At 73.7% G+C, this 15758-nt stretch carries 10 protein-coding genes; 7 read left to right on the top strand and 3 right to left on the bottom strand.

Annotated elements, in window-relative coordinates:
• Window positions 1-47 precede the first annotated feature (47 nt).
• Both nadA and RM446_RS09580 read left to right on the top strand, forming a co-directional pair.
• Complete coding sequence (gene nadA / locus RM446_RS09585) at window positions 48-1046, top strand: quinolinate synthase NadA (RefSeq protein WP_311544851.1); 999 nt, start codon at window positions 48-50, stop codon at window positions 1044-1046.
• 206 nt (window positions 1047-1252) lie between these two features.
• On the top strand, window positions 1253-2806 hold the full coding sequence (locus RM446_RS09580; RefSeq protein ID WP_311544850.1) for an RNA polymerase sigma factor: 1554 nt from the start codon (window positions 1253-1255) through the stop codon (window positions 2804-2806).
• A gap of 285 nt (window positions 2807-3091) precedes the next feature.
• Here the strand turns inward: RM446_RS09580 and RM446_RS09575 are convergent, their stop codons facing one another.
• Window positions 3092-3685 (bottom strand): TetR family transcriptional regulator, encoded by a 594-nt coding sequence (locus RM446_RS09575; RefSeq protein WP_398694873.1) that lies wholly within the window; start codon window positions 3683-3685, stop codon window positions 3092-3094.
• A gap of 407 nt (window positions 3686-4092) precedes the next feature.
• Between RM446_RS09575 and RM446_RS09570 the strand changes: the two genes are divergently transcribed.
• The 4 genes from RM446_RS09570 (at window position 4093) to RM446_RS09555 (ending at window position 8590) form a co-directional block, all read left to right on the top strand.
• The gene (locus tag RM446_RS09570) at window positions 4093-5127 is read left to right on the top strand and encodes an MBL fold metallo-hydrolase (protein WP_311544848.1); all 1035 of its coding nucleotides are present in this window, start codon (window positions 4093-4095) and stop codon (window positions 5125-5127) included.
• Window positions 5128-5443: 316 nt separating this feature from the next.
• The gene (locus tag RM446_RS09565; RefSeq protein ID WP_311544847.1) at window positions 5444-6727 is read left to right on the top strand and encodes a glycosyltransferase family 4 protein; all 1284 of its coding nucleotides are present in this window, start codon (window positions 5444-5446) and stop codon (window positions 6725-6727) included.
• A gap of 25 nt (window positions 6728-6752) precedes the next feature.
• Window positions 6753-7496: a class I SAM-dependent methyltransferase gene (locus RM446_RS09560; protein WP_311544972.1), complete on the top strand. Its 744-nt coding sequence runs from the start codon at window positions 6753-6755 to the stop codon at window positions 7494-7496.
• Entirely contained in the window at window positions 7493-8590 is a 1098-nt protein-coding gene (locus RM446_RS09555; protein ID WP_311544846.1) for a prenyltransferase, read from the top strand. The genes RM446_RS09560 and RM446_RS09555 overlap by 4 nt, the downstream gene beginning before the upstream one ends.
• 81 nt (window positions 8591-8671) lie before the next feature.
• Here RM446_RS09555 and RM446_RS09550 read toward each other — a convergent pair whose 3' ends face one another.
• Window positions 8672-9802 carry a helix-turn-helix domain-containing protein gene (locus tag RM446_RS09550; protein WP_311544845.1) on the bottom strand — a complete coding sequence of 377 codons (1131 nt, stop codon included), beginning with the start codon at window positions 9800-9802 and terminating at the stop codon, window positions 8672-8674.
• 136 nt (window positions 9803-9938) lie between these two features.
• Here RM446_RS09550 and RM446_RS09545 point away from each other — a divergent pair, with 136 nt between their 5' ends.
• The gene (locus RM446_RS09545) at window positions 9939-11150 is read left to right on the top strand and encodes a cytochrome P450 family protein (RefSeq protein WP_311544844.1); all 1212 of its coding nucleotides are present in this window, start codon (window positions 9939-9941) and stop codon (window positions 11148-11150) included.
• Window positions 11151-11231: 81 nt separating this feature from the next.
• Here RM446_RS09545 and RM446_RS09540 read toward each other — a convergent pair whose 3' ends face one another.
• Window positions 11232-15101: a transglycosylase domain-containing protein gene (locus tag RM446_RS09540; RefSeq protein ID WP_311544843.1), complete on the bottom strand. Its 3870-nt coding sequence runs from the start codon at window positions 15099-15101 to the stop codon at window positions 11232-11234.
• Window positions 15102-15758: the final 657 nt, after the last annotated feature.

Here is a 15758-nt window from a genome sequence, read left to right as displayed (position 1 = left end):
CCGGGCACCGGACCTCCGGGCCCGTCTCTCGAAGGAAGAACACCGACATGGCAACCGTCCCCGCCACAGCAGACACCACGCTCTCCCAGGACTGGGCCGCAGAGGTCCGCAGGCTCGCCGAGAGCCGCGACGCGGTCATCCTCGCGCACAACTATCAGCGGCCCGAGATCCAGGACGTCGCCGACCACACCGGCGACTCCCTCGCGCTCTCACGCCTGGCGGCCGAGGTCGACGCGGGCACGATCGTCTTCTGCGGCGTCCACTTCATGGCCGAGACCGCCAAGATCCTCTCCCCCGAGAAGACCGTCCTGCTGCCCGACCTCGCGGCCGGCTGCTCGCTGGCCGACACCGTCACCGCCGAGGACGTGCGGGCCTGGCGCGCGGAGCACCCCGGCGCCGTCGTTGTGGCCTACGTCAACACCTCCGCGGCGGTGAAGGCCGAGACCGACATCTGCTGCACGTCCTCCAACGCGGCCGACGTCGTACGCTCCATCCCCGAGGACCGGGAGGTCCTGTTCCTGCCCGACCAGTTCCTGGGCGCCCACGTCAAGCGCGTCACCGGCCGCGAGAACATCCACGTGTGGATGGGCGAGTGCCACGTGCACGCCGGCATCGACGGCCACACCCTGCGCGAGCGGGTGGCGGCCGAGCCCGACGCCGAGCTGTACGTGCACCCCGAATGCGGCTGCGCCACTTCGGCGCTGTACCTGGTGGGCTCGGGCGCCGTGCCGCAGGACCGCGTCAAGGTGCTCTCCACCGGCGGCATGCTCAGCGCCGCGGAGGCGTCCACGGCGGAGAAGGTCCTCATCGCCACCGAGACCGGCATGCTGCACCAACTGCGCGCCGCCAACCCGGTCACGGACTTCGAGCCGGTCAACCCGCGCGCCGAGTGCCACTACATGAAGATGATCACGGCCGAGAAGCTGCTCGCGACGCTGCGCGACGGCACCGGCGAGATCCGCGTGGACGACGGAACCGCGGCCAAGGCGCGCCGCTCGGTCGAGCGGATGGTCGCCATCGGCACGCCCTCGCGCGGCGGAGAGTGAGCGCGGCACAACCGCCCGGAGCGTTCCCGGGCGGAAGCAGGGCCTGCGCCGCCGAAATCGGTAACAAAAGACTTACCTTCGCGCTATAACTGTCCAATGTACCGGACAACGTTCCACCTGGATCGCTAGCGTTACCGGACAACTCCGGCCTATCGCCCTGATATGGGCACCCCCGGCCGGTGCGTGTCGCGCTTTGGGGAGGGAACGTGGCATCGCAGTCCCCGACTTCGGGGGGAAGCACCGCGCCTTCGGCCCGGCCGGCTCCGCCGGGCCGGTCGTCGCGCGCCAGGGCGGGCAGGCACAGCGCCGCGCCCGGCGCCGAACTGGCCGCCGCTCTGCGCGGCGGCACCGGCTACGGGCGGTGCTACGACCTGTTCGCGGACCAGCTCTACCGCTACTGCTGGTCCCTGGTCGGGCCGGGCGGCGGCGCCGAGCCCGACCGCGCGGCGGACGCGGTACACGAGACGTTCCTGGCCGCCGCCGACCGCATCCACGCACTGCGCGACGACCGTGAGTTCGCGGCCTGGCTGTTCGCGCTGGTGCGCACCGCCGCTCGGCGGCGCGGGTTCGCTCCCCGCTCTCCCTACGCCGAACTGGCCACCACCGACGACGAGCAGGCCGCGGTGCGGCTGTCGCAGCGGCTGCCACCCAGTCACCGCGAGCTGCTGGAGCTCTATCTGCGGCACGGGCTGCCCACGCCCCTGATCGCCCGCGTGTTGGGCCTGGGCGCCGAGACCGCCGCGGAGCTGTGCCGCACGGCGGTGCTGAATGCAGCCGACCAGCTGGCGCGCTATGCCCGGGCCCCCGAGCCTCCGGAGCACCGCGGGGCCGACCGCGGGGTGCGGTCGGTGCTCGCCGGGCTCGAACCGCCCGGCCCGCCCCCGGGCCTGCGCGAACGAGTACTGGAAGACTGCGCCTCGCCGCTGGCCGAAGCCGAGCGGCGGGCGGCGGGCTACGCCCTGGCCCCGCTGGGCGACGACGGCTTCCCGCTGCACCGCAACCGCACACCAGCGGCCGGCGGCGCGGCCGACGCCGCTTCCGAGGCCTCCGGCGACGCCGGCGGAGCAGCCGCCGTTGCCGAGACCGAGGCGACCGTGCTGCCGGAGGACCGCGTCACCACCGGCGACGTACCCGCCCGGGCCGAGGCCGAGCCGCTCGCCCGTCCCGGCGGCGCAGCGGGCGCCCGAGAGCGGCGGCGGCCGCCCGTCCCGGTCGTGGCGCTGCTGGCAGCCGCGGCCGCCATGATCTGCCTGTGGGGTGTGGTGGCCGCCGTCGGCGGCCGCTCCGGCGGACCGGTCGCCGAGGCCGGCCCCGCCGGACCGCCCGCCGCCGCGCCGTCGGCCGAGGAGCGGCCCGGCGCGGCGTCGGCGGTCTCCGACGGCCCGGGGAAGGCCGCGGAGCAGCCCCCCGAGGCGACCGACGACGCCTCGACCGCGCCTTCCCCCGCACCCGAGGGCGCCCCGCCCGCGGAGCTGCGGCCGAGCGGAGACCCCTCCGGCGCGCCGGGTTCCGGGGGCGGCAGCGCGGCCCCCGCCTCCCCGACCGCCGGCGCTCCGGAAGGCGGGAGCGGTCAGGAGGGTGCCGGGGACGCCGAAGGCGGCTCGGCGGAAGGTCCCGAGGGCGGCTCGGACGGCGAGGGCTCCGGGTCCGGCTCCGGGGAGGACTCCGGCGGTTCGGAGGACGCAGACGACGGCATCTCCGGGTTCTTCGACGGCCTCTTCGGCCTCCTCAGCGGCGGCGGCACCGAGCCGCCCGCCTAAGGGACCGCACCCGGCACCTCACCGTCGATCTATTCCCAAAACAGCGGAGCTAGCACCTCTGACCTGGGCAAACGCACTCCATCGCGAGACGCCCACGAAATCCCGTTATCGCTCCGTGACATTCTCTGAAGTGGGTCTGGAGCGGGCCGGTTCACCCTCGTTTTGTTCCTCCGGTACGGCCGACCAGAGGGAGGCCCCACACAGCTTGTAGCCATCGTCACTGGAAATCGTTTTCCTTCACGATGGCTACAAGATCGGCGGGGACTGCCGACCGCCCCGCGGGGGTCAGCAGTGGGCGAGCAGAGGCTCGGCGGCGATCTCCATGCGGCGTTGGACCTCGTCGAGGTCGCGGTCGCCCTTGAGGAGCTCCAAGAGCTCGAAGATCCAGACGCTGGCCAGCGAGGCGACGCGGACATAGGCGGCGTCGGTGCGGTCAGGCGGCTCCGCCGGACCGGCGTCCTGGCCGCCCGAGAGGGCGGCGCCCGTGGCCACGCGCCAGAGGAGGTCGGTGATGCGGGCGCCCAGTTCGGTCTTGGCCTCGGACATGATGAGCGAGCGCACCAGTGCGTCGGCGAGCTCGGGCTCGCGCATCAGGCCGCGGGTGGCGCGCATGAGCACGTCGACCGCGCGGCCGGCGGCGGTCTCGGCCGTGGGCGGGCGGCGGCCGATGCTGGACTCCAGCAGGTCCAGCTCCTCGGTGACGACCGCGACGACCAGGTCCATCTTGGAGGGGAAGTAGCGGTAGAGGGTGCCCAGCGCGACTCCGGCGCGCTCGGCGACCGCGCGCATCTGCATCGCCTCAACGCCGCCGCGCAGCGCCAGGGCCGCGGCCGTCTGCACGATCCGCTTGCGGCGCTGGTTCTGACTCCGGGACCGCATTCCGATCGCCGCCTGCTGGACCGCCACGCCGGATCTCCCATCGTCGTCGTCCGCGCGGCGCACCCGCCGGCCCCGCGCGGAGCCGGCAGCCGGTCGGCGCCGGCGCGGGTCCTGCGGGCCGCTTCGCCGGAAGGCATCGCCCGGGCCACCGGACGGCACCCCTACAAGAACACGTTATCCCAGCATCCCCCAACGGTCCGATCCACCACAACTGGGCATGCGGCCTCTTCACCCGGAGATGACCGGATGCACGCTCGCGCGATAGGCGCCGTACCGATATAGCCGGACACGGAATGGAATGTGTTCTAGTCGGCGCCGGAGGCCGATTCGCACCCACCCCGCGGAGTGCCCGCACCCCGCCCCGAATAGAATCCGATTCTGTTTCGGTTGAGGAGGAGGAGGATTCCATGCGGCCGCTGCCACCGGTGGAGGATCTCGGCGAGGGCGTGTGGAGCGTGCCCGTGCCCATCCCCGGCAACCCTCTCGGCTACACCCTCGTCTACCTGCTGGAAAGCCCGCGAGGGCCGGTGCTCGTCGACGCGGGATGGAACCACGAGGACTCCTGGCGGGCTCTCACCTCCGGGTTGGCGTCCGCGGGCGCCTCGGTCGGCGACGTGTACGGCGTCGTGCTCACCCACTTCCACCCCGACCACGCCGGGCTCGCCGCGCGCGTGCGCGAGGCCTCCGGCGCCTGGATCGCGATGCACCGCGCCGACGCGGAGCTGGTGCGCGGCTTCGCCCGCCTCGGCGCCGACGGACAGCGCGCCCGGCAGCTGCGCTACGCGGCCGCCGCCGGGGCGGCGCCCGCCGAACTGGAGCGGCTCGCGGAATCGGCGCCCCTCTTCGAGCCGCCCGCGCCGCCCGACCGCGACCTGTCCGACGGCGAACCGGTGGACGTGCCCGGCCGCAGCCTGCGCACCGTGTGGACCCCCGGCCACACCCCGGGCCACGTCTGCCTGCAGTTGGAGGATGCCGACCGGCTGTTCACCGGCGACCACCTCCTGCCGCGCATCACCCCCAACATCGGCCTCTACGGCTTCGACGACGCGGGCGACCCCCTCGGCGCCTACCTCTCCTCCCTCGCGAAGCTCGCCGACATCCCCGAGGACACCCGGGTGCTGCCCGCCCACGAGCACCGCTTCACCGGCGCCGCCCGCCGCGCCGCCGAGATCGCCGAGCACCACGAGGCCAAGCTCGACGAGCTGGCCCGGCTGCTGGACGGCGGCGGCGCCACGTTGTGGGAGCTGAGCGCTCGCCTGCCCTGGAAACGCGGCTGGGACGGGATGGAGGTCGCCTCCCGCCGCATGGCCGCCGCGGAGACCGCCGCCCACGCACGGGCACTGGAGCGGCGCGGTCTGGCGGTGCGCGCGGACGGCGACGACGGCCTGCCGCGCTGGCACCCGGCGGAAGCCGCCGCACCGCAGGCCCCGGCGCGGCCCTGATACCGGGGCCGCCGCTCCGGTCGCGGTCGAAGCCGACCATCCTGGACACCCGAGCCAGGCCTTAAACTGGTGAGTAACATGCGGGCGCGCGATCGTACCCGCCCCTCCGGCGGCCCCACCCCGCGACCAGCGGTGGCCGAACGCGCGAGCGACGAACGAGGTGAAGCAGTGACCCTGCCGGTGCGTCCAGCGCCACCGCGCCCCCGCAGCACCGGCCCGCCGGGCTCCGGCCCCGCCCCAGACCCGGGCCCGCTCCGCCTCCGCGCACCGCGCGGGCACCTGCCATCCGCCACCACGCTGTCGATGGGGTAGTCCTATGCCGCACGCCGACCGCCCACTGCGCGTCGCCCTGCTCTCCTACCGCAGCAAGCCGCACTGCGGCGGCCAAGGCGTCTACGTGCGCCACCTCTCCCGCGAGCTGGCCGCCCTGGGCCACGACGTCACCGTCCTCTCCGGTCAGCCCTACCCCGAGCTGGACGCCGGTGTGCGCCTGGACAAGGTCCCCAGCCTCGACCTCTACAACGACGCCGCCCCCTTCAAAGCGCCCCCGCTGAACGAGTGGCGCGACTGGATCGACGTGCTGGAGGTCGCCACCATGTGGACGGCCGGGTTCCCCGAGCCGCTGACCTTCTCCCTGCGCGCGCTGCGCGAGCTGCGCCGGCGGCGCGGCGAGTTCGACGTCGTCCACGACAACCAGACCCTGGGCTACGGACAGCTGGGTATCCGGGCCGCCGGCCTGCCCATGGTCACCACGATCCACCACCCCATCACCGTCGACCGCCGCATCGAGGTCGAACAGGCCACCGGCTGGCAGCGGATCAGCAAGCGGCGCTGGTACAGCTTCGTGGGAATGCAGGGCCGGGTCGCCCGCCGCATCGACCCCGTGCTCGTCCCCTCGCGGTCCTCCGCCGACGACATCGTCCGCGAGTTCGGGGTGCGCCGCTCGGCGGTGGACGTCGTCCCGCTCGGCGTGGACACCGACCGCTTCCACCCGCGCCCCGCGGCACCGCGGGTCCCCGGCCGCCTGGTGTGCGTGGCCAGCGCCGACAGCCCGCTCAAAGGCGTCGCCACCCTGCTGCGCGCCACCGCCAAGCTCGCCACCGAGCGCGACGTCTCGCTGACCGTCGTGAGCAGGCCCACCCCGGGCGGCCCTACCGACCGGCTCGTCGACGAGCTGAGCCTGCGCGACCGCGTCTCCTTCGTCAGCGGTATCGACGACACCGAACTGGGCGAACTGCTGGCATCCGCCGAGGTCGCCGTCGTACCGTCCTTCTACGAGGGCTTCTCCCTGCCGGCCGTGGAGGCCATGGCCAGCGGCACGCCCCTGGTCGCCAGCCGCGCCGGCGCCATACCCGAGGTCGTAGGCCCCGAAGGCGAGGCCGCGCTCCTGACCGCACCCGGCGACCCCGAGGAGCTCGCCGCCGCCGTCGGCGACCTGCTCGACGACCCCGCCCGCCGCCGGGCCATGGGCGCGGCGGCCTGGAGCCGCGTCCAAGAGAGGTTCACCTGGCGGGCCGTGGCCGAGGCCACCGCCCGGCGCTACACCGCCGCCGTCGACGCCGCCCCCGGCCGCGCCGGCGAGCCCGCCGCGCGCCCGTGACCCGAACGATCCCAAGGAGCCAGCACTGATCACCGTCGACTTCTCCCTGTTGCCCGTGGGGCCCGGCGACCGCGTCCTCGACCTCGGCTGCGGCGGCGGCCGGCACGCCTTCGAGGTATACCGCCGCGGCGCCGACATCGTCGCCTTCGACCACAATGAGAACGACCTGGCCGAGGTCGACGCCATGTTCGACGCCATGCGCGCCGCCGGCGAGGTGCCTGTCGAGGGCGGGGCCGCCGCCGAGGCGGTCAAGGGCGACGCCCTCGGCATGCCCTTCGACGACGACTCCTTCGACCGCGTGATCGCCTCCGAGATCTTCGAGCACATCCCGCACGACACCGCCGCCATGGCCGAGCTGTACCGCGTTCTGCGGCCCGGCGGGATCGCGGCCGTCACAGTGCCCAGTTGGCTGCCCGAGCGCCTGTGCTGGGCGCTGTCGGAGGAGTACCACACCAACGAGGGGGGCCACATCCGCATCTACACCCGCGCCGAGCTGGAGGCCAAGCTCAAGGCGGCCGGGTTCCTCATCGGACCGCACCACCACGCGCACGCACTGCACGCCCCCTACTGGTGGATCAAGTGCGCCGTGGGCACGTCCGAGGAGGACCACCCCCTGGCCTCCGCCTACCACCGCATGCTGGTGTGGGACATGATGGAGTCCCCCCGCACCACGCGCACCGCCGAACGCCTCCTCAACCCCCTGATCGGCAAGAGCGTCGTCGTCTACCTGCGCAAGCCGCCCCGCGGCCGCGCGGAGAAGAACGGATGAGCATCGGCACCTCCTCCGAGCCCGCCCGCCCCGTCCCCGAACTGCCCGGTGTCCTCACCGCCGCCGACACCGCCCTGTCCGCGCGCTACCTCCTGCGGACCCAGAGCGCGGACGGCGCCATCCCCTGGTTCCCCGGCGGCCACACCGACGTGTGGGACCACGTCGAATGCGCTATGGCACTGGCGGCCTCCGGGCACACCGGTGCGGCGCTGCGGGCCTACGAGTGGCTCGGCCGCGTCCAGCTGCCCGACGGATCCTGGCCGGCCAAGCTCCGGCAGAACGAGCCCGCCAGCGCGCTGCGCGAGGCCAACCACGCCGCCTACCCCGCCGTCGGCGTCTGGCACCACCTGCTGGTCACCGGCGACGAGCGGTCGGCCACCGACCTGTGGCCGACCGTGCGCGCCGGCGTCGACTTCGCTCTGGGGCTGGGCACCGAACGCGGTGAGATCCGCTGGGCGCGCGACGCCGACGGCAGTCCCGGCGGCCACGCGCTGCTGACCGCCTGTGCCAGCATCCACCACGCGCTGCGCTGCGGCGCCGCCCTCGGCGAGCGGCTGGGCGCCCCCCAGCCCCACTGGGAGCTGGCGGCGGCACGGCTGGGCCACCTGATGGCCGAGCACGAGTCGGTCTTCGCCGACCGGAGCCGCTACTCGATGGACTGGTACTACCCGATCATCAGCGGCGCCGTCCGCGGCGCGGCCGCGCACCGGCGGCTGGACTCGGAGTGGGAGGCCTTCGTGGTGCCCGGGCTGGGTATCCGCTGCGTCAGCGACCAGCCCTGGGTCACCGGGGCGGAGACCGCGGAGCTTGCCCTGGCGCTGGCCGCGCTGGGCGAGACCGACCGCGCGCGGCGGCTCCTCGCCGACATCCAGCACCTGCGCGACCCCGACGACGGCGCCTATTGGACCGGCTACCAGTTCGCCGAATCCGTGCGCTGGCCGGTCGAGCGCAGCACCTGGACGGCGGCCGCGGTCATCCTCGCCGCCGACGCCATCAGCGCAACGACGCCCGGCGCCGAGGTCTTCACCGGCCGCGTCGAGGCGCCGGAGGCCCCCGACCCCGACACCTGCGGCTGCACCGCTCTGGTCGGCTGACCGCTTCGCCGCGGCCGCGACCGCCACATCACCGTCGATCTTGTAGCCATCGCAAACGGAAATCGTTTTCCTTCACGATGGCTACAAGATCGACGGGGGGCCGTCCCACTCCCGGTCCGGATCCCGCTCCCTCCGACGCGGACGGCCGCGGGACAGGCCCGCGGCCGCGTGCCCGGCGCCCAGCCCTTCGGCGCGGACCGTGATCCGCCCCGCCTCCACCCGCACCGCCGTCTCGGTCGCGTCGCCGGGCTCGCCCACTCCCGCGGCCGCCGCCACGTCCCCCGACTCGTCGCAGACCACGCGCAGCCGCGGCCACGCCCCCGGCGGCAGGGCACGGCGCAGCAGCGCCCGGATGTCGGCCACGGCCATCCGGGCCAGCGGTCCCAGCTCGGCGGGCGAGCCCGACACCGCGACCGCGGTCACCTCGGCCCCTTCCGGCGCGGCGCGCAGCACGTCCTCGGCGGCGGAGAACCGGTGCAGCCCCAGGATCGCGACGACGCCGTCCGCCGCGAGCGGCGCCGGTTCCCGGCGCAGCGCGTCGAACGCGGCCGGAGGGGCCCACGGTTCGTCGGCCGCGTGCGGCTCGGGGACGATCGCAGGCCCGTCCCACCGGTCGCCCAGATCCAGGGCCGCGAGGCGTTCGCAGGCGCTGACGACGTTGAACGGCTCACCGAATCCGGGTGCCGCCGCGGCCAGCCGGCTCGCGCCGTGCAGCGTCGTCAGCGCGGTCTCTGCCATGCGCACCCGCCGCTCGCCGGCGGCGGCCGGGGGCCTCAGCCGCTCCAGGCCGCATCCCAGCAGGACGGCCTGGAACCGCACCAGCTGCGCGTAGGCCCGCCGAGCCGGCTCGTCGGCCAGGATCTCGGGGACCGTTCCGGCACCGATCCGGGCAGCGGGGTCGTCGGCGTCGGTGGCCAGCGGCAGGCGGGCGACCCAGGCGCGGGCGAGTGCGCCCAGGGCCCCGCCTGCGGTGCGGACGGACTCTGCGCCGTCCGCCGCAGGGTCCTCGGCCAGGTCCGCGAGGACCTCGAAATAGAGCGCGCGCTTGCCCGGGAAGTTGGAGTAGACGGCACCGCGGGTCAACTCGGCGCGCTCGGCGATGGCGTCGATCCCGGCCTCGTGGAAACCGCGCTCGGCGAACTCCGCGCGCGCGGCGGACAGCACCCGGGCCCGGTTGCGCCGCTGCGTCTCCGCCCTGGTGAGGCGAGCCAACCGTGCTCCTTCCGCTGCTTGGGGTGCTTGCGTCCCCGGTGACCGGGATTAAGATACGCTCACCATTCAGATGATGCCATCATCTGAAATCGGCCGCACTGCCCCCTTCTGCTTCCGCCCCTCGAACGGAGAAGTGATGAACGGTGTCACCGCGCACGCCGACGGCGTCTGCGAGATCGACCTCTCCTCCCCCGACGTGATCGCCGACCCCTTCGCCGCCTACGGCGCGGCGCGCGAGCACGCGCCGCTGGCCCGGCTGGCGATACCCGGGATGGCGCCGATGTGGGCGGTGCTGCGCCACGGCGACGCCCGCGCGGTGCTCAACGATCCGCGGTTCGAGCTGACCGCCGACACCTTCGCGATGCGCCCCGACGTACCGGAGGAGTACCGCCCCTACATGCGCAACATGGGCGAGATGGAGGGCGCCGAACACCTGCGGCTGCGCCGCCTCGTGGCCCCGGCGTTCACGCCGCGGCGCGCCACCGCGTTCCGGCCCCGAATCGAGGCCGTGGTCACCGGCCTGCTGGAGCGGCTGCCCGAGCACGCCGAAGGCGGTGCGGTGGACCTTGTGGAGCACTTTGCCGGCCCGCTCCCGATCGAGGTGATCTGCGAGCTCGTCGACATCCCCGCCGCCGACCGCCCCCGCTGGCGCGAGTACGGAGGGGTCGTCGCGGCCGGAGCGGGTACGTCGTTCGCCGAGGCGGTGCCCGCGATCATCGACAGCGCGAAGGCCGCCGTGGCCGCCCGCCGCGCAGACCCCGGCGACGACCTCGTCTCCGACCTCGTCCGCGCCCAAGCCGAGGACGGCGACCGCCTCAGCGACACCGAGATGGTCTCCCTGGTCTGGAACATCGTGCTGGCCGGGCAGACGCCCACCAACCTCGTCGCCAACGCGGTCTCGGAGCTCCTGGCCCACCCCGACCAGCTCGCGGCGCTGCGCGGCGACCCGGGCCTGATGCCGGGAGCGGTCGAGGAGCTGATGCGCTGGTGCGGGCACCAGCTGCTGGCGATGCCGCGGTTCGCCCGCGAAGACGTGGAGATCGGCGGTGTCGCCATCAGCACGGGAGACCCGGTCACCGCTGCGATCGCCGCCGCCAATCGCGACCCCCGCGCCTTCGCTGAGCCGGACACCCTCGACGTCACCCGGCCGCGGGACGGTGTCCAACACCTCGGTTTCGGTCACGGTCCGCACTTCTGCCTCGGCGCGTCCCTCGCGCGGGTCCAGACGCAGGCGGCGCTGGAGGCGCTGCTGCTGAGCCGTCCCGCGCTCGCGTCCGCCGGCGACGGGCCCGACCGTGCTCCCGACCCGGGAACGTGGCGCCTGAGGTCGCTTCCGGTGGTGCTGTGAGGCGGCGGCGGTGCGCCGCCCCCGGGTGAGGGGCCCGACGTGCGGGCCGCACCCGGGGAAGCGCACCGCCGCGCGGACTCGCTACATCCCGTCGGCCGCTTCCCCTTCGCCGCCGGAGTCGTCGGGCAGTCCGGGGTCGAACGGCGGCGTCGAGGGCTCCTCCGGCGCCGTCTCGGGCGGCGACCCCGTGGGTACCTCCGGATCCTCGGGGGCCTCGGTCCCCGGGTCGGCCGGCTCCTCGGGCCGCGTGGCCGGGGTGGACGGCTCGGCCGGCGCAGTCTCCTCCGGCGAGGGCGGCGGGTCGGGCGCGAGGTCGTGCACCTCGCCGCCGAAGGTCGGCTCCGGGAACTGCTCGACCTCCTTGCCCTCCATCGCCTGGGTCATGAAGGTGTTCCAGATGGCGGCGGGCAGCGTGCCGCCCGACAGCGCACCCCACCCGGGGACGCTGAACGGCTGGTTGTTGCCGTTGTAGACGCCGACCGCGCCCGACAGCTGCGGCGTGTAGCCGGCGAACCAGGCGGCGACGCTGCCGTCGGTCGTCCCGGTCTTACCGGCCACCGGGCGGCCGTCCGGCAGCGCCGCGGAGGTACCGGTACCGCTCTGCACGACCTGCTGGAGGGCGTAGCTGACGTTGGCGGCCGACTCCTGGCTGATCGCTTGGGAGGTCTCGGGCTCGGGCCGCTCGTTCTCGCCCTCCTTGTTGACGATCTCGCGGATAACGTGGGTCTCGACGTGCTCGCCGCCGTTGGCGAACGTCGCGAACCCACTCGCCTGGTCCACCGGCCGCACGTTGGAGACGCCCAGGGCGATGGCCGGCACCGCCTGGTCGTCCTGGATCATGCTCTTGGGGATGCCCACGTCGTTGGCGGTCTGGCGGACGTTCTCCGGCCCGACCTCCTGCGCGAGCTGCACGTAGCCGGTGTTCAGCGACATCCGCGTGGCCTCGATCAGCGAGGTCGGCCCGTGGCTGGTGTGGTCGTAGTTGCTGATGGAGCTGCCCCCGACCTGGATCGGGGAGTTCCCGTTCACCTGGCTGTTCAGGCTGTAGCCCTGCTCCAGGGCGGTCGCCAGCACGTAGGGCTTGAACGCCGAGCCTGCCTGGGCCGAACCGTTGAACGCGCTGTCGTACTGGTTCTCCATGTAGTCGTGCCCGCCGTAGAAGCCGACCACCTCGCCGGTGGAGGGCTCCACCGCGGTAAGCCCGGCCTGGACGCCCTCGGGCAGCGAGCCGACGTCGACTGTGTCCTCGACCGCGCTCTTCGCCAACTCCATGGTCTGCTGGTCGAAGGTCGTCACGACCTTGTATCCGCCGCGGTTGATGTTGTCCTCGCTGTAGCCGAGGTCCTTGAGCTCCTTCATGGCCTGCTGGAGCATGTAGCCCTTGTAGCCGCTGAGGTCGACGCTGTTGGCCGGGCGCTCGGCCTTGGGCGCGGGAAACTCCATCTTGTCGGCCTCGGCCTGGGAGACGGCACCGCCTTCGACCATCCCGTCGACCACGTACTGCCAGCGCTCCTCCATCTGCGGCGTGGTGTTGCTGTCGGCCTGGCCGTACAGGGACGGCTGCTGGATCGCCGCGGCCAGGAAGGCCGACTCCGAGGAGGTGAGGTCGCCGACGTCCTTGTGGTAGTAGGCCTGGGCCGCCGACTGGATGCCGTAGGCGTTGCGGCCGAAGTAGATGGTGTTCAGGTACTGCTCCATCACCCACTGCTTGTCCATGTCGGGAGACTGATCGACCTTGAGGGCGATGATGATCTCCTTGAGCTTGCGGGTGATGGTCTGCTCCCGGCTGATCCCCTCGAAATAGTTGCGGACGAACTGCTGTGTGATCGTCGAGCCGCCCTGCACCTGCTTACCGGTCACGGTGAACCACACGGCGCGGACGGTACCGGTGACGGAGACGCCCGGGGAGTCCCAGTAGCCGCGGTCCTCGGCGGAGATGACCGCCTCCTGGACCTGGTCGGGGATCTGCTTGTAGTCGACGGGCTCGCGGTCCACGCCGCGCTCGGCGAACTGCGTCTCGCCGTCGGCGTAGTAGAACGTCGACCCCTGGTTGACCGCGGCTTCCTTGGCGACGTCGGGCACCTGGATGACCGCATAGGCGACACCGAAGCCGCCCAGAACGAGGACGGCGCAGGCGGCGAAGGCGATCAGCGACGCGCGGGTCATGCGCCACCACAGCGGCTTCCTCGTCTTCGGCCTGGAGCCGCCGCCCGTTCCGCCGGGCGGGGTCGGCCCGCCGGGGCCCGGCGGGCGGCTGGGGTCCGAGGGGCCGGACGGACCGGAAGGGCTGTGGCCACTGGGCGGGCCGGCGAAGTCCGATCCGCTCGCGGAGCCGGAGGCGGGACCGTAGCCGGGGCCGGAGGCGGCGTTGCCGGAGCCGGAGGCGGGACCGTAGCCCGGGCCGGAGGCGGCGTTGCCGGAGCCGGAAGGTCCGGTGGGTTCGGCTCCCGAGCCGGCGGCGCCCCCGGAACCCTCTGCCGCCGCGGCGGCGGAACCGGCGGCGGCCGCGGCCGCGGCGGAGCCCGCGGCGCCACCGGCACGCCCGCCGGGGCCGGGACCGGAGGCAGCAGCTCCGGTGGTCGGCGCCGAGTCCGGCGCCGACCGCTCGGCCGGCTTCCCGGGCTGCTCCGGCGGGGGTGTCTCAGCCGTGCCGCCGACAGAGGACGAGACTCCGGACGTAGCGGGCCGGTCTCCTGCTCCCGGTCCGCCCGGTGTCGTATAAGGGGACTGCTGCGGCCGCGCGGCCGCGCCGCCGCCCCGGGCCGTGTCGTCGCCCCACCGCGGAAGGCGGGGGCCGTCCTCGTCCACTGCGGCGGAGGAGGACCCGGGCGTCGGAGGAGCGGGCGAGGCAGGAGACTTCGAGTCGGCGGGGGCGGCGGGCGCATGCGCGGGGGTGTCGGCGGCCGTGGCCTCGTCCGCGCCGGTTGCGGAGGATTCAGAGGCCGACCCGGTAGGGGGCGGGTCAGACGGAGCCTCGCGTCGACCGGCGGGGGCGGTGCCGCCCGCCGGTGGAGCGCTCGGCGCCGCGGGAGGGTGCGGGAGCGTCGACTCGGTCTCGGATGAGGGCTCGGACGGCCCCGCGCTCGCAGAGGCGTCCTCCCCGCTGTCCGCACTCGCCGCAGCCGCCGCGGGGCCACCCGCGGCAGGGCCTTGCGACGCGACGCGCGGTGTGAACCAGGAGCGCGGCTGCTCGACAGTCCGGTCGGCGCCCGGGACCGCGTCATCGGCACCGGCCGAATCGGCACGGGCTGCGTCGTCGGGCTCGGAGGACGCGGGCGACACGGGGGACTCCTCCGACGGCGCCGACCCCTGGTCGGTGCGCGGGGCGGACTCCGCCTTCGGAGCGGAGGCCACGGCCCCGTCGGTCGCCTCTTCGGCGGCCGGGGGAGAGGACTCGTCGGCTGCAGGGACCGCGGGGGCGGCCTCGGTCTTCGGGGGCTCATCGCGCGCGGCGGAGCCGGCGGAGGCAGCAGGCGCGTCGTCACCCGAGCGGGCGGCGGACGTCGGGGCTGCGGCGGCGGTGTCGGCATCGTCGGCCTTCTCCGCGGGGACAGCGGGCGCGGCATCGGAGGGGGCCGCGTCGGCACCCTCGGCCTGCGCCTCGGCCCCGGCGGCGGACGCCTCCGAGGGACCCCAGGTGCCGTCCTCCCTCAGGTTGAAGCCCTGGTCCGCCAATGTGCGGGCGACCCGGTCGCGGAAGAAGCTCCCGCTGTCCTTGAAGGCGCTCTCGCGGCCCGTCGCGGGGGTGCCCTCGTCGCCTCGGGCGGCCTCTTCGGCATTCGGCCCGTCCGCGGACTCGGGTTCGGGGGCGTCGGCACCGGCCTCGGGGGAGGGCGTGGACCCCGCCTTCCCCGTCTGCTTGCCGCGGGCCTCCGCGGCGGGCTGTCCTGGATCCCGCCGGGCCTCGTCCTGCGCCTTCCCCTTGGAGTCGTCGTCACGCTCGTTCATCATTGCAGCACCATCGGGTCGGTTCACGCGATCGTCGGTCTTCTCGCCGGGACCGCGACCGGAGCCACTCCCCCAGCGCACTGCGTCCCCCGCAGTGCGACCATCATCAGGCGTCTCAGCGTCATGGCGCGGCGTAACGTCGCCGTCGCCGTCAGTGCTATCACTCAGTTGGTGGCCCCCTGGCACTCTCGATTCGCCCGCCGCAGTCCTATGTAGGACGCTCAAGCAGGGCGAATCGGTTCAGCACAATCTCGTATCGTGAGCAGGTTCGGCACGGCGGGGGACTTGCCCGAACCTGTTCAACACGATACCTGCACCGATCACTCCGACCACCATCGGAATCCCGTGGTGGCGAGGGCGATTCGACCGGGGATCGCGAAGACTACGGCGGGTGATCGTTCCTCGTGCACCGGTCGCACAGCGTTTCCGAGGGCTGTCAAGAACCGTTGAGAAGCGTTAGCACGAATCCCCGCGATAGCCGCGCGGCGAGAACCGGCCGACCCGTCACCGAGACATAAGGCGCTCCAGGCTGTTTCCGGGCATAAAAAATGGGGGGTTCCGCACGAAACGGAACCCCCCAACAAAAAATGCGGCAGCAACCTACTCTCCCACCCCCACCATGAAGGCAGTACCATCGGCGCAAAGAGGCTTAACGACCGG

This window comes from Streptomonospora wellingtoniae, from assembly GCF_031845375.1.
Classification (GTDB): domain Bacteria; phylum Actinomycetota; class Actinomycetes; order Streptosporangiales; family Streptosporangiaceae; genus Streptomonospora; species Streptomonospora wellingtoniae.
Note: the sequence above shows the minus strand (reverse complement) of the source record. Positions and strands in the feature narration are given on the sequence as shown.

Bases quoted from the DNA above. Each gene is read 5' to 3' on its own strand.
- nadA (WP_311544851.1), top strand. From the start codon at position 48: ATGGCAACCGTCCCCGCCACAGCAGACACCACGCTCTCCCAGGACTGG.
- RM446_RS09575 (WP_398694873.1), bottom strand. From the start codon at position 3,685: ATGCGGTCCCGGAGTCAGAACCAGCGCCGCAAGCGGATCGTGCAGACG.
- RM446_RS09570 (WP_311544848.1), top strand. From the start codon at position 4,093: ATGCGGCCGCTGCCACCGGTGGAGGATCTCGGCGAGGGCGTGTGGAGC.
- RM446_RS09565 (WP_311544847.1), top strand. From the start codon at position 5,444: ATGCCGCACGCCGACCGCCCACTGCGCGTCGCCCTGCTCTCCTACCGC.
- RM446_RS09555 (WP_311544846.1), top strand. From the start codon at position 7,493: ATGAGCATCGGCACCTCCTCCGAGCCCGCCCGCCCCGTCCCCGAACTG.
- RM446_RS09545 (WP_311544844.1), top strand. From the start codon at position 9,939: ATGAACGGTGTCACCGCGCACGCCGACGGCGTCTGCGAGATCGACCTC.
- RM446_RS09540 (WP_311544843.1), bottom strand. From the start codon at position 15,101: ATGATGAACGAGCGTGACGACGACTCCAAGGGGAAGGCGCAGGACGAG.